The 21,458-nt window shown below is 59.3% G+C and carries 22 protein-coding genes; 11 read left to right on the top strand and 11 right to left on the bottom strand.

Going from position 1 to position 21,458, the window contains the following annotated elements; genetic code table 11:
• Positions 1-241 precede the first annotated feature (241 nt).
• The 4 genes from AB8B29_RS07515 to AB8B29_RS07500 form a co-directional block, all read right to left on the bottom strand.
• Positions 242-847, bottom strand: coding sequence for a transglutaminase-like cysteine peptidase (locus AB8B29_RS07515; protein ID WP_037202251.1), 606 nt, complete (start codon positions 845-847; stop codon positions 242-244).
• Positions 848-1,237: 390 nt separating this feature from the next.
• Entirely contained in the window at positions 1,238-2,224 is a 987-nt protein-coding gene (gene pip / locus AB8B29_RS07510) for a prolyl aminopeptidase (protein ID WP_113118624.1), read from the bottom strand.
• 45 nt (positions 2,225-2,269) lie between these two features.
• Positions 2,270-2,899 carry a PilZ domain-containing protein gene (locus AB8B29_RS07505; RefSeq protein ID WP_037202247.1) on the bottom strand — a complete coding sequence of 210 codons (630 nt, stop codon included), beginning with the start codon at positions 2,897-2,899 and terminating at the stop codon, positions 2,270-2,272.
• 84 nt (positions 2,900-2,983) lie between these two features.
• A complete protein-coding gene (locus tag AB8B29_RS07500; protein WP_052224144.1) occupies positions 2,984-3,646 on the bottom strand; it encodes a PAS domain-containing protein in 663 nt (220 codons plus the stop codon).
• A 318-nt stretch (positions 3,647-3,964) separates the two neighbouring features.
• Here AB8B29_RS07500 and AB8B29_RS07495 point away from each other — a divergent pair, with 318 nt between their 5' ends.
• Complete coding sequence (locus AB8B29_RS07495) at positions 3,965-4,735, top strand: rhomboid family intramembrane serine protease (protein WP_439006344.1); 771 nt, start codon at positions 3,965-3,967, stop codon at positions 4,733-4,735.
• Between the two features lie 168 nt (positions 4,736-4,903).
• Positions 4,904-5,338 carry a CBS domain-containing protein gene (locus AB8B29_RS07490; RefSeq protein WP_047556685.1) on the top strand — a complete coding sequence of 145 codons (435 nt, stop codon included), beginning with the start codon at positions 4,904-4,906 and terminating at the stop codon, positions 5,336-5,338.
• A gap of 171 nt (positions 5,339-5,509) precedes the next feature.
• Here AB8B29_RS07490 and AB8B29_RS07485 read toward each other — a convergent pair whose 3' ends face one another.
• From AB8B29_RS07485 to folE, 3 genes are all read right to left on the bottom strand, one after another.
• Positions 5,510-6,469: a patatin-like phospholipase family protein gene (locus tag AB8B29_RS07485; protein WP_037202241.1), complete on the bottom strand. Its 960-nt coding sequence runs from the start codon at positions 6,467-6,469 to the stop codon at positions 5,510-5,512.
• Between the two features lie 110 nt (positions 6,470-6,579).
• Complete coding sequence (hisI, locus tag AB8B29_RS07480; RefSeq protein WP_037202238.1) at positions 6,580-7,029, bottom strand: phosphoribosyl-AMP cyclohydrolase; 450 nt, start codon at positions 7,027-7,029, stop codon at positions 6,580-6,582.
• A gap of 25 nt (positions 7,030-7,054) precedes the next feature.
• Complete coding sequence (folE, locus tag AB8B29_RS07475) at positions 7,055-7,666, bottom strand: GTP cyclohydrolase I FolE (protein ID WP_037202236.1); 612 nt, start codon at positions 7,664-7,666, stop codon at positions 7,055-7,057.
• Between the two features lie 293 nt (positions 7,667-7,959).
• Between folE and AB8B29_RS07470 the strand changes: the two genes are divergently transcribed.
• The 5 genes from AB8B29_RS07470 (at position 7,960) to AB8B29_RS07450 (ending at position 12,448) form a co-directional block, all read left to right on the top strand.
• Positions 7,960-8,421: an iron-sulfur cluster assembly scaffold protein gene (locus AB8B29_RS07470; protein ID WP_047638192.1), complete on the top strand. Its 462-nt coding sequence runs from the start codon at positions 7,960-7,962 to the stop codon at positions 8,419-8,421.
• Between the two features lie 15 nt (positions 8,422-8,436).
• Entirely contained in the window at positions 8,437-8,856 is a 420-nt protein-coding gene (gene yidD / locus AB8B29_RS07465; protein ID WP_047638190.1) for a membrane protein insertion efficiency factor YidD, read from the top strand.
• Positions 8,857-8,860: 4 nt separating this feature from the next.
• Positions 8,861-9,391, top strand: coding sequence for a DUF1697 domain-containing protein (locus tag AB8B29_RS07460; RefSeq protein ID WP_047638189.1), 531 nt, complete (start codon positions 8,861-8,863; stop codon positions 9,389-9,391).
• Positions 9,392-9,518: 127 nt separating this feature from the next.
• Positions 9,519-11,504 carry a threonine--tRNA ligase gene (gene thrS, locus AB8B29_RS07455; protein WP_439006342.1) on the top strand — a complete coding sequence of 662 codons (1,986 nt, stop codon included), beginning with the start codon at positions 9,519-9,521 and terminating at the stop codon, positions 11,502-11,504.
• 104 nt (positions 11,505-11,608) lie between these two features.
• Entirely contained in the window at positions 11,609-12,448 is an 840-nt protein-coding gene (locus AB8B29_RS07450; protein ID WP_037202227.1) for a lysophospholipid acyltransferase family protein, read from the top strand.
• 48 nt (positions 12,449-12,496) lie between these two features.
• Here AB8B29_RS07450 and AB8B29_RS07445 read toward each other — a convergent pair whose 3' ends face one another.
• Positions 12,497-13,615 (bottom strand): hypothetical protein, encoded by a 1,119-nt coding sequence (locus AB8B29_RS07445; RefSeq protein ID WP_047638187.1) that lies wholly within the window; start codon positions 13,613-13,615, stop codon positions 12,497-12,499.
• A 110-nt stretch (positions 13,616-13,725) separates the two neighbouring features.
• Between AB8B29_RS07445 and AB8B29_RS07440 the strand changes: the two genes are divergently transcribed.
• The 4 genes from AB8B29_RS07440 to AB8B29_RS07425 all read left to right on the top strand — a co-directional run bounded on the left by AB8B29_RS07440 (position 13,726) and on the right by AB8B29_RS07425 (position 16,675).
• Positions 13,726-14,313 carry a nitroreductase family protein gene (locus AB8B29_RS07440; protein ID WP_047638185.1) on the top strand — a complete coding sequence of 196 codons (588 nt, stop codon included), beginning with the start codon at positions 13,726-13,728 and terminating at the stop codon, positions 14,311-14,313.
• Positions 14,313-14,918, top strand: coding sequence for a flavin reductase family protein (locus AB8B29_RS07435; protein ID WP_113118623.1), 606 nt, complete (start codon positions 14,313-14,315; stop codon positions 14,916-14,918). The genes AB8B29_RS07440 and AB8B29_RS07435 overlap by 1 nt, the downstream gene beginning before the upstream one ends.
• A gap of 104 nt (positions 14,919-15,022) precedes the next feature.
• Entirely contained in the window at positions 15,023-16,177 is a 1,155-nt protein-coding gene (locus tag AB8B29_RS07430; protein WP_092573760.1) for a DUF2336 domain-containing protein, read from the top strand.
• Positions 16,178-16,210: 33 nt separating this feature from the next.
• A complete protein-coding gene (locus AB8B29_RS07425; protein WP_037202215.1) occupies positions 16,211-16,675 on the top strand; it encodes a GNAT family N-acetyltransferase in 465 nt (154 codons plus the stop codon).
• A gap of 9 nt (positions 16,676-16,684) precedes the next feature.
• Here AB8B29_RS07425 and AB8B29_RS07420 read toward each other — a convergent pair whose 3' ends face one another.
• From AB8B29_RS07420 to parE, 3 genes are all read right to left on the bottom strand, one after another.
• Positions 16,685-17,863, bottom strand: coding sequence for an AI-2E family transporter (locus AB8B29_RS07420; protein ID WP_047556703.1), 1,179 nt, complete (start codon positions 17,861-17,863; stop codon positions 16,685-16,687).
• A 137-nt stretch (positions 17,864-18,000) separates the two neighbouring features.
• Positions 18,001-19,134 (bottom strand): esterase-like activity of phytase family protein, encoded by a 1,134-nt coding sequence (locus tag AB8B29_RS07415; RefSeq protein ID WP_047638180.1) that lies wholly within the window; start codon positions 19,132-19,134, stop codon positions 18,001-18,003.
• Positions 19,135-19,283: 149 nt separating this feature from the next.
• Positions 19,284-21,347 (bottom strand): DNA topoisomerase IV subunit B, encoded by a 2,064-nt coding sequence (gene parE, locus AB8B29_RS07410; protein WP_037202211.1) that lies wholly within the window; start codon positions 21,345-21,347, stop codon positions 19,284-19,286.
• Positions 21,348-21,458: the final 111 nt, after the last annotated feature.

Raw genomic sequence — 21,458 nt, 5'->3', positions numbered from 1 at the left:
GGCGCCACAGTGGTTAATGAAGGATTAAAAGTGCATCGGCAACCAATCTATTGTCGTGCCGGCTCGCTGAAATTATTCGCTTTCGCTTTGCAAGGGATGCGCCAATAACGAAAAGAGCCGTTCCCGGGACAGCGGGAACGGCTCAGAGGCGCCGGCCTGGACAGAAATCAGGGGACGAGACCGGGCCTCTGATCGTGATCACCGGCGCTAGGTCGCCGACGATCGGATATGGTGTGTAGGCTCACTTCAGACTGCCGACTGCGACGGCGCGGCCGTCCTGTATCTTGACCCAGCGGGCCGGATTGTCAGCCGACTGGCGCTTGAGGAAGGTGTATTCGGTCTCCGACCAGAGCTTTACCGTGTTGCGCATGTTGTCGAGAACGAAATCGCCGCGGTCGGTGCGAACGGTCAGAACGGCATGGCCTTCGCCGTTCGGCTGCAGCACGACGGTCATGAGCAGGTCGGACGGGGAAAAGCCGGCATCGATCAGCTGCTTGCGCTTCAGCAATGCGAAATCCTCGCAGTCGCCGGCGGTGGTCGGGATCGCCCATTTTTCCTCGACGCCGTAGAGTTCCATATCGGTCATCGGCTTGATCGTCGTGTTGACGGTGTAGTTGATCTTCAGGATCGCCTTCCAGCTGTCCTGGGAGAGGAGGATCGGACCGGCGTCGCCGCCGGCATAGGCGCACTCCCGCGGGTTCTCCTTGCAGAACTCGTAGTGACCGATCGGGGGCGCGGCGTCACCGGTAATCGTCATGTTGGCAGGTGCGGCCTGAGCAAAGCCGAAGAAGCCGAGAGTGGCGAGCGCCAATGCGGCGCAGCCGCGAAGTACGAATTGAAAGTTCATGTCCCTGTCCCTGTTCTTATTGGGACCAGAATGACACGCATGCTTTTATCCGGCGCAAAATTACGCAGTCAAATTAAGGACTTAGTTTATTCAAATCCGGAGAAAATTTTCATAAAACAAGCGGAAAACTTGAATCAAGTTTTCGGCGAATTTGATTAGAATTTGAGTGTTTTCGGTATTGGCTCGCGCTCGGAAAATCGCAGTATCGAACTGTTTTGAAATGATTTCCGGTCGGCTGAATTCTTAACAGCCACACGTCGGTTCGGTCAAAAATAGCGCCGTGGCGAGACGAAAAGCTTCCACCGGAACGTCAACGGAATGCCCATGACAGGGGAAATCGCCTTGGACTGTCTCATTTTGGGAAAACAGGCGCGAAAAATTTTTGAACTTTTATTTTGAGCCGAGGGCACGAAGCGCATCGGCCGCCTCGACAATGACAGCCGCCATTTCTGCTGTCGCGGGCGAGTGGGCGGCGTTGGGAACGATGACCAGCTGCGCTGCTGGCCAAGCCTGTGACAATTCCCACGCGGTAACCACAGGCGCCTCGAGATCCAGACGTCCATGGATCATCGTGCATGGGATACCGGCGAGCCGATGGATGTCACGCAGGATCTGCCGATCCTCCAGCCAGGCCCGATGATGGAAGTAGTGCGTTATGATGCGCGCCCGTGCTGTCAGATAGCGCGGGTCGGACCAGCGCGCGGACAGGGTCGCGCGAGGGTCGACCAGGATCGAGGCGGCCTCCCATTCGTGCCAATCGCCCGCCGCTCTCGCGTGAACGGCCGGATCCGGATCAATCAACAGGCGATAATAGACCGCGACCAGATCGCCGTCGCGCGCCTCCTCCGGCACTGCCGCACGAAAGCGCGACCACTCCTCGGGAAAGAAGCGACCAAGCCCACGGTAGAGCCAGTCGATTTCGGATTGCCGCGTCATGGTGATGCCGACGAGCAGCATGGAGTCCACGCGCTCCGGATGGGTTTCGGCGTAGACGAGGGCGAGCGTGCACCCCCAGGAATTGCCGAATACGATCCAGCGCTCTATGCCGAGCAGCAGTCTCAACCGCTCGATATCGGCAACCGAATGCCATGTCGTATTGGCCGATAGATCGATGCTCGGTTCGGACGCATGCGGGAAACTTTCGCCGCAGCCGCGCTGGTCGAACTGAATGATCCTGTAATATTGCGGATCGAAATAACGCCGCGCTCCCGCGGAGCTACCGGATCCGGGCCCTCCATGCAGGATGACGACAGGCATGCCCTGTGGATTGCCGGATTGCATCCAGAAGATCCGCTGGCCGTCACCGACCTCAAGCAGACCCTGATCATATGGGATTATTTCCGGATAGAGCATCTCGTGCCGTCGAGCGTGAAACATAGACGCCGCTATTTCCAGGCGCTGCGCAACAGGAGGATGACAGTATCAGAGGAATTCGCGCAAGGTCTCGCGCGATTGCAGGGAGAGGAACTCGATCGCGACGCCCTCCATGAAGTGACGGATGACACGGCCGCGCATGTTGCCGAGGCGCACCGGCGTGCCGATGGTCGGGCGGATTTCGATGTCCACGGCAGCACCCGACAGTGAAAGGTCCATGATACGGCAGATATGGACTGTGCCGTCATCCAGTGTCAGTTCGCTGGTCGTATTGCGCGGCATCAGTCGATCGTGACGACGATCTTCCGGCAGGCCGAGCTCGTGCTTGTTGGCAAGCCAGGTCAACTGCGCCGCCAGTTTCTCGCGCTTGCGCTCGGTCGCATTGATCGACATGCTGAAGCCGCGGCCGTCGATCGCAACAACATTGCCTTCGACACGGCCGAGATGATCGATGTAGGCGATGACGCGCTCAGCGGCGCGTGGGCGGCCGAGACAAGTGACATACATGTCGCCGGGCGACATCTCCGTCACCAGGCATTCGTATTCCTCGTAATTAGCCAGCATCAGGCGACCCTGCATGTTGATCGGAACCCGCTGGAAGGTCCGCTGATCGTTGCGAAGGGCATTGCCTGCCGTCTGATTTGACCGTGTCGCGTGGACCGGCTGGAACGAATGCATGGAAAAGCTTCTCGAACCGATTGCGTCTTCTGCAGTTATTAGCCGAAACTTCTTAAGGTAAGGTTGTCTTTCCTAAGACGTAGCTTAGAGACCACGACCGAATCTGTCTCGCGATGGATCAATCTTGCTTTGTTCGCCGTCATTCAATGCGAGATTCAACTTCCGACGCATCCATTCGCCGAGACCGGCACTTTCCTGAAGCGGCAGGAGATCGACCGGGTCCGGATGGGACGGCGCATCCACGAGGCGGGCAGGGCGCTCGTAAAGCAGGCGGCTGCGGTCGAGCGCCAGGAAATCCAGATGCTCGTTGCCGAGCCATGTCGAACGAGCGGTCGGCGTCAGGCATCCCAGCAACCTGTCGCAGATATCGCCGGATGTGCGCAGCGGCATCAATACCATCTCGAAAGTCATGCTGCGGCCGCTGACGCTGTAGCCGGTGGCATTGATCAAGGCGGGGACGACATGCGTCATCACGCCGGCGGCAATACGAACCGGATCGTCTTGCTGGCTTCCTGCCCATAAAGCGGCAAAATTCTCGCCGCGGATCTCGCGTCCCATGAGGCTGCAGATTGTAGTGCCGGCCAAGCGGAAGCGCGGATTGTCATCCGAAGTGTTCTCCAGGATGAACAGTTCGGGCAGGATACGGCTAACCGCCGATGGCTGTATCAAATTGCGCAGCGGGGCATCCGCATCGCCGCGGACCTGCTCCCAGTAGGTAAATATTTCGGTGCTCGTCTTCTGGCGCATAATGCGTCCGTGTCCCATTTTGGTTCGAATACTACGGCATTCATTGCCTTCACCTCAGACGTAGCGAATTCCATGCCAGGGCCGGGTTGTTAGGGTTAACAAGTGGTTTCGATTGCCTTTGGCGACAATGAATGAAAGGAATTGCTCATCACTTCACGCAGGTGACCATCAGCACCAACTATCCCGGGCGTGGGATAGGCCTTTTCAGGCCAGTCCCTGAGAGAAACGCCCGATACGCCGTCCACAACGTTGGACGGCTTTTTTTTGATTCCTGCTGTGCTATGTGTCGACTTCATCTATGGAAAAGCAGAGCAAGACATGGACGATGAACAGCTGCCGCGCCAAGAACCTGAAGATCCGCGGCCGCAACAGCGCGTCCCGGCCTTCAACCTGCCTCCGGTCATTCTGGCAAGTCTGGCCGTCCTGATCATCGTCTTTGCAGTCATGAACCTGCCATGGTGGTCCGACGAAACGCTGAACTGGCTCTACTTCACGTTCAGCTTCATTCCCGCCCGCTATGCGTTTCCGCTGTCGCAGCAGGGCCTGGAATGGCTCTGGACCCCCGTGACCTACTCGCTGCTGCACGGCGGGATCGAGCACATCGTCTTCAACAGTCTTTGGCTAATCGTCTTCGCGGCGCCGGTGGCGCGGCGCATCGGCGGCACGCGCTACGTGATTTTCTGGATCCTCTCGTCCGCCGCCTCGGCCTTCATGCATGCCGCTCTCTACTGGGGCGACCAGACGCTGCTGATCGGGGCATCCGGGGTCGTCTCGGCACTCATGGGAGCGGCTTGCCGCTTCGCATTTCCCGCCATGGATGGCCGTCGCCTCCCCATGCGGGAGGCGCATCTGAACCCGCGCCTCACCATTCTCGACTCACTGCGAAGCCGCACTGTCGTTGCCTATATCGTCATGTGGGTCGCCGGTAACGCACTTGTCGCCTTCGGCATCACCCTTGCCGGCGACAGCTCGCAGCCGGTGGCCTGGGACGCCCATATCGGCGGCTTTCTCTTCGGGTTTCTGCTCTTTTCACTGTTCGATCGGCAGCCATCTATTGAAGTGCATGAACCCGCGCCCTTCGATGAATGAAGCTGTTGCTTTCTTGCTTCCGCAGGCGCACCATTCCTACGTATCGGTGGGAAGGTGGAGGAGACCTTCTCTGCCGATGAGCAGAGCGCCGCTTTGAAATCCGGGGGGTGATTTCGGAACATATCGGACGCTTGAGTGTTCACTGTGCTTTCGAGATGGGAGGATTGAATGTCTGTTTCCGTAAAGGCCATACTTGACGCCAAGGGCCGCGATGTCGTGACCACCGGGGGTAATACGACGCTTGCCGAGGCTGCCAAGATTCTCAATGAGAAGCGTATCGGTGCAATCGTCGTCATCGCCATGGGCGGCAAGATTTCCGGTATCTTCACGGAGCGGGATGTCGTCAATGCGGTTGCCAAGCATGGCTCAGAATGCCTCGACAAGCCGATCGCGTCGCTGATGACCGCGAAGGTGCATCGCTGCAAGGAAGACACTACGACCGACGAGCTGATGGAGCTGATGACGCAACGTCGTTTCCGCCATGTCCCCGTCGAAGAGAAGGGTAAGCTTTCCGGCATTATCTCGATCGGTGACGTCGTCAAATGGCGCATCCGTGAGATCGAGCTCGAGGCCGAGCAGATCAAGGCTTATATCGCTGGGTGAGGTCGAGGAACGGCTCGACCCAGCCGAAGCAATCGACCCAGTGGGTCGATTGCAGCGACGAACGCGCTGAGCTCAAAGAGAAGCGCCGGATCGTGCGGCATCTACCGAACCCTCTTGCACCCTTGGCCGAAAAAGGCTCCGAACAGACGTCCACCTTTTGCAAAATACGCCCTACCGGGCATAGGCTTCCTGCATGCGCCGGATTTCCGTCAATCTCGCCAATGTTTCCTCGTAGCCGCGTTCTATCGCCTCGCCGGCACGATGAAATTCGGAGAGGCCGATATCGCTAAGCCGGGGATGCAGCGCAAGATCGGGCGGATCGCCGGCAAGACGCGCGCGCGCAATTCTATCCTGTATGATGTTGAAAGCCTGCACCATGACGCCGGTCATGCCGAGTCTCATGGCGGGAGTGTCTTCGCGTCGCAGCAGATCGCCATTGGGCGAGGCGACACTGTGCTTGACCACGGCGGAGCGGCCGAAAAGATCGTAATGCAGGTTTACGCCGACCACGAGCGGCTGTTCATATGTGCGGCACACCGAAACCGGCACAGGATTGACCAAAGCGCCATCGACCAAGGTGCGGCCGTTGGAGCGCACCGGCTCGAAAATGCCGGGCAGGGCGTATGACGCCCGCAGCGCAGTAATGAGGGAGCCGTTCGCAATCCAAACTTCGTGGCCGGTGTTGAGTTCCGAAGCGACGGCGACGAAAGGATGATCCAGATCCTCGATCGATAGGCCTTCGAGATGTTCCTGCATGCGCTTGGTCAACCGCATGCCGCCGAACAGGCCACTACCACCAATGGTCAGGTCGAGAAGGCTCGCGATGCGACGCATGGTCAGTGAACGGGCGAAAGCCTCCAGTTCGTCAAGCTTGCCGGCAAGATAACAGCCGCCGACCAACGCGCCGATCGACGTGCCGGCGATCATGCCGACTGCGATTCCCGCTTCGTCCAGGGCGCGCAACACGCCGATATGCGCCCAGCCCCGCGCGGCGCCGCCCCCGAGTGCGAGCGCAATCTTGACCTTCTTGGGAGGAGCGGGAGCGACAAGCGGATTGGACGTATCGTTGGAAGTACCTGAACCGTTCCAGTTCTGTCCGCCGTTCTGACGATTCAACCCCCAATTCAGCATTTAAAGCCTCCTCCGAGGCTTATATGCCTCTTGCTAAAATACTGTCCCTTTTTCGTTTCCAAATCGTATATCCGGCCGTTGCTTCTGGGACGACGTGCCATCGATTGGGCTTACTGTTTGTAGACTTCGCTCGGATCGAAATGCAGGTGATCATCGACCACGTTCAGCATCGGCTTCCCGTCCTCGAGTTCGACCGTCCGATAGAAGCAGGAACGGCGCCCAGTATGACACGTTGCGTCGTGACCGGCGACCTCCACTTTCAGCCAGATGGCATCCTGATCACAATCGGTACGGATTTCCTTCACAGCCTGCAAATTTCCGGAGGTTTCGCCCTTTTTCCAGATTTTGCCGCGGGAACGGCTGAAATAATGCGCCGTTCCCGTCTTGATCGTCAGAGCGAGCGCCTCGGCATTCATATGCGCGACCATCAGGAGCTCGCCGTCATGCGCGTCGGTCACGATCGCGGTGATCAGACCGCGATCGTCGAAACGGGGCGTGAAATCGCCTGCGTCTTCGAGCTCGGACTTGTCTTCGGAAGGCGCATTGAAAATCAGATTCATCTCCGGCTCTTTCGTTGAAGCGCGGTTAGCGTCCCCGGACCATCGACATGAAACGAACCTGTTCAGCCGGATCAGCCTTGAAGGCGCCGGTAAAGGTCGTGGTCAGCGTCGACGAACCCTGCTTCTGCACGCCACGCATCGCCATGCACATGTGCTCGGCATCGATCATGACGGCAACACCGCGTGGGCGGAGCGTCTCGTCGATCGCATTGGCGATCTGCGCGGTCATGGCTTCCTGCGTCTGCAGCCTGCGCCCGAAGATCTCGACGACACGGGCGATCTTCGACAGGCCGAGCACGCGGCCGTTCGGCAGATAGGCGACATGCGCCTTGCCGATGATCGGTACCATATGGTGTTCGCAATGCGAGAAGAACGGAATGTCGCGCACGAGAACGATGTCGTCATAGCCGGCAACCTCTTCAAAGGTGCGGCCGAGCACATCCTCGGGGTTCATGTCGTAGCCGGCGAAAAGCTCGCGATAGGCCTTGGCGACGCGTTCGGGCGTATCGAGGAGACCCTCGCGCCGCGGATCGTCGCCGGCCCAGCGAAGCAGGACGCGGACTGCGTCTTCGGCTTCCTTCTGAGACGGACGTTCGGATTCAACGACTTGCGGAAAGTTCTTTACAATGGCGTCCATTACCTGTGGATCTCCTGACCCGCTACGCGGATATCATCTTGTCGGACTCGCCACTGGCATTCCCCGAGACACGGAGATTGTGTACCTTTGGCGGGCTCCGGGGCGTTCTGGCTGGCGGACAAGCCTGCCGTCCTGCACGGTTTCCCATCAAACTTACAGAAGACCATTGCATTTCGATGGTCTTCGAACGACATACATATAGTATGGCATTGTCCCTGTGAAAGTGTCCTGAATGGACACGCTGTGTTTTTTATTGCGAAACGCAACACAGGTGCATCGGAGCAGAATCTGTGATGGACGACATCTACAACAGCAAAATTCTGGAGTTTGCCGGCAATATCGGCCTAATCGGCAGTCTTCCCGACGCCGATGCCACTGCCCAGGCCCATTCCAGACTGTGCGGTTCTCGCGTAAAAATCTGGCTGAAAATGGACGGCGACGTCGTGACCGATTTTGCCCACGACGTCAAGGCCTGCGCGCTCGGTCAGGCGTCATCCTCGATCATGGCCCGCCACGTCGTCGGAGCTTCGGCGGAAGAACTGCGCCAGGCACGCGAGGATATGCTTGCCATGCTCAAGGCAGACGGCGAGGGGCCAAGCGGGCGCTTCGAGGACATGCGCTACCTAAGGCCGGTGAAGGATTACAAGGCTCGCCACGCATCGACGATGCTGACATTCGATGCCGTCGTCGATGCGATTGGCCAGATCGAGGCGGCACGCCAGGGCGGAAACGCCAAAACGGCCGAAGCCGTCTGATCGAGGCGCCGAGCAATGTGTCAATTCTGTCTCATGCAGGACGATGATGAAGACGAGGGCGGCGCTGCAGCTCCAAGGAGCGCGCGACGCGATGCAGAGCCATCCGGTCGAAAGGCACAATCCCGCAATTATTCCGGCCCTTTCCGCAAGACGCCCGACCGGCTCTTCGGCATGGGCTTCATTCGCCTGTATCAACTGACCCTTTCTGGCTTTGTCGGCAATTCCTGCCGCCACATACCGACCTGCTCTGAATATGGCTATGAGGCGATTGCCCGCCATGGCCTGTGGGCCGGCGGCTGGATGACGCTGTTTCGCGTGGCGCGCTGCGGCCCCGGAGGCACGAGCGGGCTCGATCCGGTACCCGGCCAGTTGGAACGCCGTTACCATTGGTGGACGCCCTGGCGTTATTTCCGCCTTGGGCAAAAGGCTGCCTGACCGCATGGCGGTTTATGTCGCGCTGCTGCATAGCGTCATGCTCGGCGCCGGCCGCAGAGTTGTCATGGCAGATCTCAAAGCTATGGCGGAGGGGCTTGGCTTTCGCAATGCCAGAACACTCGTCGCAACCGGCAATCTGATTTTCGAGAGCGAAACGCAGACGATTGCTTCCATCGAGGCGCAGCTCGAAGCTGGTTTTGTCAAAGCCTTTGGCAAGCATGTCGACATCATCGTGCGAGACGCCAAGACATGGCTGAAGCTTGCCGATGGCAATCCCTTTGTCGATGGCATCGGCAGCGAGGTCGCCATTCGCGTCATGCGTCAGCCGCTGGAGCCTCAGATTCTCGAAGTGCTTGCGAAATACCGGCACAGCGGCGAGCGCATGGCGATCGTTGACGGCGATCTCTGGATCGATTTCGGGCTCAAGGCCAGCGAGACGAAATTGTTGCCAGTCCTGACGACCAAGCGGCTTGGCATTGGAACGATGCGAAACTGGAACACCGTGCGCGGTTTGGCCGAGATGATCGACCGCTAGCGCCGCTTTTTCTTTACTAGACAGAGAAATAAAGCTATCAGGCGCGCGGTTCCAAGCTGCGTCTGTTTGGATCTTCATCTTTAAAACCACCCGCATTCGTTGGCGGGACTGGACAAGGAGAATATCGATGTCCCAATCCGTTTCCCTGACATTTCCCGATGGTTCCGTGCGCAGCTTCGCTGCCGGCACGACCGGTCGCGATGTCGCCGAATCCATTTCCAAATCGCTGGCCAAGAAGGCCGTCGCGGTTGCCATCGACGGCACCGTGCGCGATCTCTCCGATCCGGTAACCGACGGCAAGATCGAGATTGTCACCCGCACGGACGACCGCGCGCTGGAGCTCATCCGGCATGACGCAGCACATGTGATGGCGGAAGCGGTGCAGGAACTCTGGCCGGGAACGCAGGTCACTATCGGCCCGGTTATCGAGAACGGCTTCTACTACGACTTCGCCAAGAACGAGCCCTTCACGCCCGATGACCTGCCGGTCATCGAGAAGAAGATGCGCGAGATCATCCAGCGCAATGCGCCGTTCACCAAGCAGATCTGGTCGCGCGAGAAGGCAAAGGAAGTCTTTGCCGCTAAGGGCGAGCGCTACAAGGTGGAATTGGTCGATGCCATTCCTGAAGGTCAGGACCTGAAGATCTACTATCAGGGCGATTGGTTCGATCTTTGCCGCGGTCCGCATATGGCCTCGACCGGCCAGATCGGCACGGCCTTCAAGCTGATGAAGGTGGCCGGCGCCTATTGGCGTGGCGACAGCAACAATCCGATGCTGACGCGCATCTACGGCACGGCCTTTGCCGAGCAGGCCGATCTCGACAACTATCTGCATATCCTCGCCGAGGCCGAGAAACGCGACCATCGCCGTCTCGGCCGCGAAATGGACCTGTTCCATTTCCAGGAAGAGGGCCCAGGCGTCGTCTTCTGGCACGGCAAGGGCTGGCGCATCTTCCAGACGTTGGTGTCCTACATGCGCCGGCGGCTGCAGGGCGACTATCAGGAAGTCAACGCGCCGCAAGTGCTCGACAAATCGCTCTGGGAAACCTCCGGTCACTGGGGTTGGTATCGCGACAACATGTTCAAAGTCACCGTTGCCGGCGACGATACGGATGACGATCGCGTCTTCGCGCTGAAGCCGATGAACTGCCCTGGCCATATCCAGATCTTCAAGCATGGCTTGAAGTCCTACCGCGAACTGCCGATCCGCCTTGCGGAATTCGGTGCCGTGCATCGCTACGAGCCTTCGGGCGCGCTGCACGGGTTGATGCGCGTGCGCGGCTTCACGCAGGACGACGCGCATATCTTCTGCACCGACGAGCAGATGGCGGCCGAATGCCTGAAGATCAATGATCTGATCCTCTCGGTCTACAAGGATTTCGGCTTCGATGAGATCACCATCAAGCTGTCCACACGTCCGGACAAGCGCGTTGGCTCCGATGCGCTCTGGGATCGCGCGGAAAGCGTGATGATGAATGTGCTGGAGACCATCCAGCAGCAGTCGAACAACATCAAGACCGGCATTCTGCCGGGCGAGGGCGCGTTCTACGGGCCTAAGTTCGAATACACGCTGAAGGACGCCATCGGCCGTGAATGGCAGTGCGGCACGACGCAGGTCGACTTCAACCTGCCGGAACGCTTCGGCGCGTTCTATATCGACCAGCATTCCGAAAAGACGCAGCCTGTCATGATCCATCGCGCCATCTGCGGCTCGATGGAGCGCTTCCTCGGCATCCTGATCGAGAACTTCGCCGGCCACATGCCGCTTTGGGTCTCGCCGCTGCAGGTCGTCGTGGCGACGATCACCTCTGAAGCCGATGCTTACGGCGAAGAAGTTGCCGAAGCGTTGCGTGATGCGGGCCTCAACGTCGAGACCGATTTCCGTAACGAGAAGATCAACTACAAGATCCGCGAGCATTCGGTGACGAAGGTTCCTGTCATCATCGTCTGCGGCAAGAAGGAAGCGGAGGAGCGCTCGGTCAATATCCGCCGCCTCGGCAGCCAGGCTCAGGCGTCGATGTCGCTCGATGAGGCGATCGCATCGCTTTCCCTCGAAGCGACGGCGCCTGACATTCTGCGCAAGAGGGAAGCCAAACGCGCAAAGGCCGCTTGATCTCAGATCCTGCCTGACGACACGTTCATGGTGCCGTCAGGCAACTGACATAGAGCGGCAATGCAGCGCCTGGAGCACAAGGAGCGGGGCAGCCCGTTGCGGATTTGGATTTCAAAGAATTATCCTACGCCAATGAACGGGATACGCGCATCAAGCGCTGGTTCATCCGTTCGATCGAAGGCCTGTCCGGGCGCGATCGCTATGCCCGGCTCTATGACATATGGCGGAGCGATATCGTCGGCAAAGGCGAGCGTGTCTTCGGAAAGATGCTCGATCTCATCGACATCAGGCTGGTCGCAAAGGGTGAATGGCCGCCGCGCGATATTCCCGATGCACCGATCGTCATCGTCGCCAACCATCCCTTCGGTATCGGGGATGGGATCGCCGTGTTGGCGCTTGCCGAAGAGCTCGGCCGCCCGTTCAAAGTGCTGATCAACAACGAGCTGTTGAAAGTGCCTGAAATGAACGACTATTCGCTGCCGGTTTCCTTCGAGGAAACGAAGGAGGCGATGGCGATCAACATGAAGACGCGCCACGAGGCCGTTCGCCTGCTCAAGGAAGGCACGACGATCATCGTCTTTCCGGCCGGCGGTGTCGCGACAGCCAAAAAAGGCTTCGGACGCGCCGAAGACCTGCCGTGGAAGATATTTCCGGCAAAACTGATCCAGGCGGCACGCGCCAGCGTCATTCCCGTCTATTTCGAAGGGCAGAACGGCCGGCTGTTTCATCTGGCGAGCCGCCTTTCGATGACGCTGCGCATCTCGCTGTTGATCCGCGAATTCCGGCGCCTGTCCGGCAGCACGATCACCGCCCATATCGGCACGCTGATGAGTTGGGAAACGCTGAGCGAGGGAAGCGATCGCAAGGATCTGCTCTCGAAACTCTACGGCGCGGTCTTTTCGATGGCACCACCCAGGAAGATGCCGCGGCGAAAAGCAGGATGAGGGACGAGGGCCTTTAGCCTTCAGCCGCGGGAAAAGCCGCTCTTGCCGTCAATCCATGCTTTCGCCCTCGCCACCTGCCGGCGTCAATTGTTCGTAGGTCGGCAACGGTTGTTGAGTGGATGTGGCCGGTTGCGTCTGCGGGGTCTGGCTTTGCCGCATCTGCGGCATCTGGATGGGCAGTTGTTGGGCTGGCTGCTGGTCGTCGGCATCCTGAGGCTGCTGTTCCTTCATCAACACTTCCACATCCGTGTTCGTGCCGGCTACCACAATGAAATCGCGCTGGTAGATCTTGTCCTTGTTGCGGGCGACGGCGGTATAGCGGCCTTCGGCGAGCACCATGGTCGGAAAGGCGCTGAGGCTTTCGCCGACGATATCGCCGGCAGATGTCAGGATCGACCAGGCGGTGTCGGCGATCGCTTCCCCGCCGGCATCAGACACGAGCTTGAGCGTGATCTTTGCGGCGCGGTGCTGGATGGTCGCCTCTGTCACCTTGCCGGCCTCCACCTGGATATCGGCGCGGATGACTGCGTTGACGGCACCGTATTCGGAAACGATGTGGTAGGTGCCGGCGCTGAGGCCAACCAGCGTGTTCGGCTTCACATCGGCCATGACGAGGCCGCGCTCTCCGTCTTCCTTGGCTTCACTGGAATAGATCGAGAAGCTCAGCTCGGCAGGCGGGATGCGGACATCGGATCCGGAAACGGCGTTCAGCACCATGCCGCCGGCATCGAGGACCATGGTCTGCTTTTGCGTGTCGCCCGTTTCCGGCACGCTCAGCTTCTTGGTTACGCCCGCACGGCCGAAGGAGACGTTGACGAAATAATCGCCGGGCAAAAGATGGAAGGACGCAGAGCCACCCTTGGAGCTGGCGACCAGCGGCAGCTTGCCGTCAGCGCCGGCATTGGGGCTGAAGACATACCAGGACAGACCCTGCTGCTGCGGACCGCTCTCAGGCGTCAGCTTTGCCTCCAAGGAAACGTCGCGCAATGTGCGGGACGCCGAATTTTCGCCGTTCGGCGCCACGAAGGCGTTGAGCTTCGGCATCTTCACACTGCCGTCAAGCTGCTTGAATTCCTTGAAGGCGTCCTGGGCGGAAGCGACCGTGCTCAGGCTGGCGAATATCGCGAAAACCGCGCTCAATCGGCGAGCGGATGAAATGCCTGACATGGGTTCCCAACCGATTGACTTCCGGTAAAACACAGGCCACTTCAAAACCAATGCCATGGCAAATTCAAGACCCACATCCTCCCATACGCCAAAATGAAAGCAATCACTCAATGAAAACCGATATCAAGCTTGTCGATTATCTCGCAGTGCGCCGATCCATTCCCGCGTTTCAAATGGCGGAGCCGGGTCCGGACAAGGCTGAGATCGAGGAGATTCTCCGGCTGGCCTCGCGCGTGCCCGATCATGGCAAGCTCGCCCCCTGGCGTTTCATCGTCTATCGCGGCGAGGAGCGGGCGCGCATCGGCGAGGAGTTGCTGAAGCTCGCGCTGCAGGCCAAGCCGGATCTGTCCGAGGAGATGATCCAGGTGGAGCGCACCCGCTTCACCCGCGCGCCGGTCGTCATCGCCGTCGTGAGTAAGGCGGCGCCGCATTTCAAGATCCCGGAATGGGAGCAGTTGATGTCGGCGGGGGCGCTCTGCCTCAACCTGCTGATCGCAGCGAACGCCCACGGCTGGGTGTCCAATTGGCTGACCGAATGGTTCGCCTATGATGAGCGCGCCTTTCCGCTGCTCGGCGTCGAGCGGGGCGAGAAGGTTGCCGGCTTCATTCACATCGGCTCCTCTGAGTTCCCGCCCGTCGAACGTCCACGTCCGGAATTGATTGAAACCGTAACTTGGGTAGGCGGTGAGGACGCGTGATGTTCTACACGACGGATACCAACAGGCACGGCCTCGCGCACGATCCCTTCAAGGCCATCGTCGCGCCGAGGCCGATCGGCTGGATCGGCAGCAAGGGCAGGGACGGCTCGCTGAACCTGTCGCCCTATTCTTTTTTCAACGCGATCAGCGATCGGCCGAAGCTGGTGATGTTTTCCTCCGCCGGCCGCAAGGATAGCGCGCGCAACGTCGAGGAAACGGGCGCCTTCACCGCCAATTTCGTCAGCCGCAATCTCGTTGAAAAAATGAACCATTCGTCGATCGGCGTGCCCTACGGCATCAACGAGTTCGAGCTGGCCGGTCTGACGGCGAAGCTCGGCACGCTGGTCGATGCGCCTTATGTCGGGGAAGCCTTTGCCGTACTCGAGTGCCGGGCAACCGAAATTCTTCAGCCCAAAGGTCTCGATGGGGAGCTTTCGGAAAATATTATGGTCATCGGCCAAGTGGTCGGCATCCATATCGACGAGACGATCATCCGCGATAGAAGGCTTGATATGGCGCTTGCGCGGCCGGTCGCGCGCATGGGCTATATGGACTACAGCGAAGGCAGCGATGTCTTCGAGATGGTACGGCCCAAGGCACCCTGATGTGCCTGCAAGCATTAGTGGTTAATAAATAAGGTAAACGCGCCGTAAACCTTTCCCCGGTAACGTGGAGAATATGAGTTTGCGCGGCGGGAATCGTCTCGCTGATATCGGGGCGTTACGTGATCATAGAAGCATTTCTTCGCTGGGCCGAAACCGCCAAAGCAGAGAACAGGGCAAGGGCGGCCAATGCGCTCGGTCGAGCCTATCTGCAATCGGAAATGCCAAGGGAAGAACGCACCGCCGCAGAAATGGCCATGACCTATCTGCTTGATGATCCGTCGCCGCGCGTCCGGCTCTCGCTTGCGGAGGCGGTCGCTGCCTCGGCGAATGCGCCGCGTAACGTGATCTTGTCCCTTGCCGAGGATCAGCCCGAAATCGCGGGACAGGTCATTCTCTTCTCGCCGGTATTTACCGATGCCGATCTGGTCGATCTCGCACTGCGCGGTAGTGACGTGACGCGCGTCTTGATCGCTTCTCGCGGGCATGTGCCGAGAACGGTCTGTGCAGCACTCTGCGAAATCGGCGGAGAAGCCGAAATCCTGTGTCTTCTGGAGAACGACGGCGCATTGCTTCCGCACGCTTCGCTGAAGCGGATAGCGGAGCGGTTCGGAGACTGTGCCGATATACGCGGCCTGCTTTTGTCCCGCGATGCCTTGTCGTCCGATATTCGGCACCTGCTGATGCATCGCGTCAGCGAGGCTCTCTCTGGCTCAAGCCTGATACAGGCGACGGTCGGCAGCCACAGGCTGCAGCAGGTGACGCGCGAGGCCACCGAATCGGCAACTGTCGCCATCGCCGGCTCAGCTCAACATGATCATCTGCCTGAGCTGGTGGAGCATCTCAGGCAAAGGGGCTGGCTGACGCCAGCTTTCCTCATGCATGCGCTATGCTCCGGCAAGGTCGATTTCTTCGCTGGCGCGATCACCAATCTTTCCGGCTGCGACGAACGCCGCGTGCGCTCCATTCTGTCAAGAGGTCGCGTATACGCCATTCGCGCGCTTTACGAGAGCGCAGGATTATCCCGCGATATCAGCACCGTCTTCGTGGAGGCGACGCTGATCTGGCGCGAGGCATCACGCGAGAACGGCGCGGCCATGCTGGAAAATGTTTCTGCGCGATTGATACGCAAATTCCGCCTTGCCGAGCAGCCGCCCGCCGCGACCACGCAACTGCTCGATATGGTGGAAAAGCTCGCAAACGCCGAAAGGCGGCAGACGGCGCGCAATTTCGCCGCGCTGGCGACCCTCGCGGCCGCGTGATATTCAGCGCGCATCTTATCTTCGAGGTGCGTCTTGCCGCTAACTATTGCTATCGAATGCCCGCGCCAGGATGGCGTCGTCCGTCTTCTCGATATGTCGAACGCTTATGCGGAATCACTCTATCCCGCTGAAAGCAATCACATGCTCGATTTGGCGTCACTGGAAAAGCCAGGCGTGACCTTCTGGGTTGCCAGGATCGCGGGAGATATCGTCGGGTGCTGCGCCCTGGTGGAAGCAGGCGATGGCACGGCGGAAATCAAGCGCATGTTCGTCGATCCCGTCGCCAGGGGCCGCAGTGTCGCCCGTAAGCTGATGGAGACGCTCGAAGCGGCGGCGGCCGAAAGAAACCTTAGGGCAGTTCGGCTCGAAACCGGCATATATCAGCCGGAAGCGATCGGCCTTTACAGAAGGTTCGGCTATCACGAGATTGCCGCCTTCGGCAGCTACCAGCCAGATCCGCTGAGCCTGTTCATGGAAAAACGACTGACGAAAGATTAAGCGTGGAACTCACCCGTCAGAACCGTCTCGAACATGCAGCTGCAATTCCGGCTCCTGCGCATGCTGTTCCTCGGTCAATTCCGCCTCGCGAATCCATTCGCGCCAAATGGCGACGATGATCGCCATTAGCACTGGACCGATGAAGAGGCCGAGGAAACCCATGGTCTTCACGCCACCGACCAGGCCGAAGAAAGTCGGCAGGAAGGGCAGCTTGATCGGGCCGCCGACCAGCTTCGGGCGAAGCGTCTTATCGACGATGAACAGCTCGATCGTCCCCCAAAGAAACAACGCGATGCCCGCCCAAAACGAGCCGCTGGCGACAAGATAAATCGAAACAAGCGACATCGAGAGAGGCGCGCCGCCCGGCACGAGGGCCATCACGCCTGTGAGAACACCGAGCGTGATCGCCGACGGGGCACCGGCAATCCAATAGGCCACGCCAAGCACGACACCCTCGCCGATGGCGATCAGCGTCATGCCCATGACGGTCGAACTGATCGTCGCCGGCACGACACGTGAGATCCGCTCCCAGCGGTTCGGAAGAATTCGCTCGCCGAGCAGATCGACCTGACGAACGAATGTCGAACCATCGCGATAGATGAAGAACAGGGCTATCAGCATGAACAGCAAGGTCAGCACGACGTGGAAGGCACTGCCGCCGGCCGCAAGGACGGCCCTGTAGATATTGCCGATATGCGCGCCGCTGATGAGTTGCGCCAGTTCACCGATGGAGCCAGGACTACCGATATATTGCGTCCACTGATCGCCAAGCCATGGGCCAACGAGGGGCAGCGCCAAAATCCATTGCGGCGTCGGCGCACCGTCGCGGTTGACATGGACGGCCCAGCCGAACCATTCGCGCACTTCGCCGGCCATATAGACGGCAGAAAGAATGATCGGCAGCACCAGAAAGGTAACGATGAAGATGATGGCGATAGTAGCCGCAATCGTCGTGTTTCCGCCGGTGCGGCGCACCAGATCGCTGTAAAGCGGCCATGTGGCGAAGCCGATGACCCCAGCGGCCATAACCGGAACGAGAAAGCCGTAGAAGAAATAGATGCCGGCAATGGCGATCAGAATAAGCAGCCAGCGCGCCGCGGAAATGGATGGAATGAGCGGCATGCGCGCATGTGCGCTCGACCCTAGCCACCGATGCTCCTTAGGCTTATGACGTTCAAATACACCCACCCGACTTACTTCGCCCCTCTTTATTAGATCAACCGGTTATGGGGTATGATCTAGGCTGTTTCAAGAGCTGCAGCCTGAAAGCCTCTTTATTCCGTCGCCGTGACAGTAACACGACTGGCACGCGAATAAGAAAGGCGTCACGAGGGACGGCGGATCACCTTGAAGGCGAAAAACTGGGTCTTCTGCGTCGGGTTGAAATTGTTGTCGGCGACGAGAATCAATACGTCCGTGCCATCCTTCGCCTTGCCGAAAGTAATGCCTTCGATATTGTCGGGTGCCAGGCCCAGCGCGCGCAGATCCATGATCTGTACCTTGCGCACAGGCACGATCCGCTGATCGGTCTTAGCAAGGGAAGGGATGTTCGAAACATCGGTCGCACCATCGAGATCGAACATGTTGATCACGACCGAATTGCCGACACCTTGCGCATAGCCGCGCTCGATCGACAGGAGGTGGCGATCGTCAAGCGCCATGATCTCGGACATGCCGAAGTCATTCCAGCCGCTTGCCATGGAGGGCGCCTGCGGTATGGGCGAGATCGGGTAGACATATTGCGCCTTCTGCTCGCCGCTTGCCGCATCGTAACGGATGAGGCGGGCGAGCGCGCCGGCGGTCAGCGTCGTGATCGGTCCATCCTGGTAAAGCGCCGATTCCGTGCCGACCAGCAGATCGCCACCGGAGAGAAGGGCCAGGCCTTCGAATGCGAGGTTGTCGCGGATGCCGGTGCTCTTGTCGGCTGTGGGAGCAAATCCCGCCGGTAAGGGAAATTCGCGCACGAAGCTGCCATCGCGGTTGGCAACGCGCACGAAGGGCGGCGACAGCGCCTTGCCGTCGCCTTCGCTACTCCAATAGATGCCGTCCTTGCCGAAGCGAATAGATTCGGCATCCACCTTTCGCAAAGCGAAAGGCTGGCCATCCTTGTCCTTCAAGGTGACATGATCGACAACCGTTACCCCTTTCAAGCCGCTGACGCTCACATCGATATCGAGATCGTAGAAGCGCGCCGGGGCCTTCTCGGAGCGGTCATCGCTGATTGAGATGTAGCGGCCGGTGGACGGATCGAAATCGATGCCCGAAAGGCCACCAACCTCTACTCCATTTTCCATGAAACCGGTCGGGATATCGTAGTTGCCGAGATAGGAAAGGCTGATGCCGGCCTTGCAGTCGCCGAAGGGGCAGGGCACGTCGATGGTAGCGCCGATATCGGCGGCATGAGCGGCGTGGCCGAAAAGCAGAACGGCGGCGACAGTCGTCAAAAAGGGCTTCAGCATAGGGATAAAACAAATCCGGATGAATGGGATGATGGCATTCAAGCCATGCCGCCATCTACGCATCCGTCCATGACGGCTTCGTAACGAATATCCGTCAGTTCAATAAAATATCGCCGGGAGTCGTTGCCCGCGGCGATCTGCTGTTGCGGTCAAATATCGAGATTCTCCGCGAATGCCGCGCGTTCCTGAATGAAGCGGAAGCGAGCGTCAGCCTTGGTGCCCATCAGATTGTCGACGGCGTCGCGCGTGCCTTCGAAATCGACCTCGTCGATCACGACACGCAATAGCGTGCGTTTCGAGGGGTCCATCGTCGTTTCCTTGAGCTGGGCAGGAAGCATTTCACCCAAGCCTTTGAATCGGCTGATTTCGACCTTGCCTTTGCCCTTGAATTCGCTCTCCATCAGCTCCAGCCGGTGAGCGTCGTCGCGGGCATAGATGGATTTCGAACCCTGCGTGATCTTATAGAGCGGCGGAACAGCCAGGAAAAGGTGGCCACCGCGGACCAGTTCGGGCATCTCCTGATAAAAGAAGGTAATCAGCAGCGAGGCGATGTGCGCACCGTCGACGTCGGCATCGGTCATGACGACGATGCGCTGATAGCGAAGATCTTCCTCGCGATATTTCGACCGCGTGCCGCAGCCGAGAGCCTGGACCAGGTCAGCGATCTGCTGGTTGGCGGAAAGCTTCTCGCGGCCGGCGCTGGCGACGTTGAGGATCTTGCCGCGCAGCGGCAGGATGGCCTGATTCATGCGGTTGCGCGCCTGCTTGGCGGAGCCACCGGCCGAATCACCTTCGACGAGGAAGAGTTCAGCGCCTTCGGCGGTGTTCTGCGAACAATCGGCAAGCTTGCCCGGCAGGCGCAGCTTGCGCACGGCCGACTTGCGGTTGACTTCCTTTTCCTTGCGGCGGCGCATGCGCTCCTCGGAGCGCTCGATCACCCATTCCAGCAGCTTTTCGGCTTCGGTCGGATTGTCGGTGAGATAGTGATCGAAAGGATCGCGCAAGGCGTTTTCGACGATACGCTGTGCTTCGACGGATGCGAGCCTGTCCTTGGTCTGGCCGACGAATTCCGGCTCGCGGATGAAGATCGACAGCATGCCGACGCCTGATATCATCACGTCTTCGGTGCTGATATTGGCCGCACGCTTGTTCTGCGTCAGTTCGGCGTAGCTCTTTAAGCCCTTGGTGAGCGCGATACGGAAACCGGCCTCGTGCGTGCCGCCTTCAGGGGTCGGGATGGTATTGCAGTAGGAATGGACTTGCGGATCGCCGCCATACCAGGTGATTGCCCATTCCAGCGAGCCGTGACCGCTTTCCTTCTCCGATTTGCCTGCGAAGATCTCGCGGGTCACGGTGAACTCGTTGCCCATTGTTGCCTTGAGGTAGTCCTTCAAGCCGCCAGGGAAATGGAAGACCGCCTTTTCGGGAATATCAGCCCCTTCGGGCGCCAGTTCGGCATCGCAGCTCCAGCGAATCTCGACGCCGCCGAACAGATAGGCTTTGGAACGGGCCATGCGGAAGACGCGGGCCGGATCGAACCGAGCATGATCGCCGAAGATTTGCGGATCGGGATGGAAGCGGACGCGGGTGCCGCGACGGTTGTGGATATCGCCCAGTTCTTCGAGGCCGCCGGTCGGCAGGCCACGCGAAAAGCGCTGACGATAGAGCTTGCGATTGCGGGCGACCTCGACTTCCAGATCGTCCGACAGCGCGTTGACTACCGAAACGCCGACACCGTGCAGGCCGCCCGACGTCTCGTAAGCCTTGCCGTCGAACTTACCGCCCGCATGCAACTTCGTCATGATGACTTCGAGCGTCGACTTGCCGGGCACCTGCGGATGGTTTTCCACCGGAATACCGCGACCATTGTCGGTGACGGTCAAATATCCCTGCCGGTCGAGATAGACCTCGATGAAATCGGCATGGCCGGCGACGGCTTCGTCCATGGCATTGTCGATCACCTCGGCGAAGAGATGGTGCAGCGCCTTTTCATCCGTGCCGCCGATATACATGCCGGGACGCATGCGCACCGGCTCGAGTCCTTCGAGAACGCGAATGGAGCTGGCGCCATATTCCTCGGCCGAAGATGTTGTCGGCGCAGCGCGCGGTGACGGAGCGGCTGCAGGCTTTTCCGCCTTGACGTCAGGCTTTTCCACCGCTTTCGGCTTCGGCGCGCGGGGTAGTCCGGAGAAGAGATCGTTGCTGTTATCCATGGAACTTTAAGCTGCTCAGATTTGTCCTGGTGGGGCCAGACCCCTTTATTATCGCATTTGCGCTTGTTATTCGCGAATCATCGTCATTCTGACAGAAACGGCACACAAGCG

The sequence above is a fragment of the Rhizobium sp. 11_C7_N12_5 genome (assembly GCF_051811145.1).
GTDB lineage: Bacteria > Pseudomonadota > Alphaproteobacteria > Rhizobiales > Rhizobiaceae > Rhizobium > Rhizobium lusitanum.
Note: the sequence above shows the minus strand (reverse complement) of the source record. Positions and strands in the feature narration are given on the sequence as shown.

Bases quoted from the DNA above. Each gene is read 5' to 3' on its own strand.
- AB8B29_RS07515 (WP_037202251.1), bottom strand. From the start codon at position 847: ATGAACTTTCAATTCGTACTTCGCGGCTGCGCCGCATTGGCGCTCGCC.
- pip (WP_113118624.1), bottom strand. From the start codon at position 2,224: ATGTTTCACGCTCGACGGCACGAGATGCTCTATCCGGAAATAATCCCA.
- AB8B29_RS07505 (WP_037202247.1), bottom strand. From the start codon at position 2,899: ATGCATTCGTTCCAGCCGGTCCACGCGACACGGTCAAATCAGACGGCA.
- AB8B29_RS07500 (WP_052224144.1), bottom strand. From the start codon at position 3,646: ATGCGCCAGAAGACGAGCACCGAAATATTTACCTACTGGGAGCAGGTC.
- AB8B29_RS07495 (WP_439006344.1), top strand. From the start codon at position 3,965: ATGGACGATGAACAGCTGCCGCGCCAAGAACCTGAAGATCCGCGGCCG.
- AB8B29_RS07490 (WP_047556685.1), top strand. From the start codon at position 4,904: ATGTCTGTTTCCGTAAAGGCCATACTTGACGCCAAGGGCCGCGATGTC.
- AB8B29_RS07485 (WP_037202241.1), bottom strand. From the start codon at position 6,469: ATGCTGAATTGGGGGTTGAATCGTCAGAACGGCGGACAGAACTGGAAC.
- hisI (WP_037202238.1), bottom strand. From the start codon at position 7,029: ATGAATCTGATTTTCAATGCGCCTTCCGAAGACAAGTCCGAGCTCGAA.
- folE (WP_037202236.1), bottom strand. From the start codon at position 7,666: ATGGACGCCATTGTAAAGAACTTTCCGCAAGTCGTTGAATCCGAACGT.
- AB8B29_RS07470 (WP_047638192.1), top strand. From the start codon at position 7,960: ATGGACGACATCTACAACAGCAAAATTCTGGAGTTTGCCGGCAATATC.
- yidD (WP_047638190.1), top strand. From the start codon at position 8,437: ATGTGTCAATTCTGTCTCATGCAGGACGATGATGAAGACGAGGGCGGC.
- AB8B29_RS07460 (WP_047638189.1), top strand. From the start codon at position 8,861: ATGGCGGTTTATGTCGCGCTGCTGCATAGCGTCATGCTCGGCGCCGGC.
- thrS (WP_439006342.1), top strand. From the start codon at position 9,519: ATGTCCCAATCCGTTTCCCTGACATTTCCCGATGGTTCCGTGCGCAGC.
- AB8B29_RS07445 (WP_047638187.1), bottom strand. From the start codon at position 13,615: ATGTCAGGCATTTCATCCGCTCGCCGATTGAGCGCGGTTTTCGCGATA.
- AB8B29_RS07440 (WP_047638185.1), top strand. From the start codon at position 13,726: ATGAAAACCGATATCAAGCTTGTCGATTATCTCGCAGTGCGCCGATCC.
- AB8B29_RS07435 (WP_113118623.1), top strand. From the start codon at position 14,313: ATGTTCTACACGACGGATACCAACAGGCACGGCCTCGCGCACGATCCC.
- AB8B29_RS07415 (WP_047638180.1), bottom strand. From the start codon at position 19,134: ATGCTGAAGCCCTTTTTGACGACTGTCGCCGCCGTTCTGCTTTTCGGC.
- parE (WP_037202211.1), bottom strand. From the start codon at position 21,347: ATGGATAACAGCAACGATCTCTTCTCCGGACTACCCCGCGCGCCGAAG.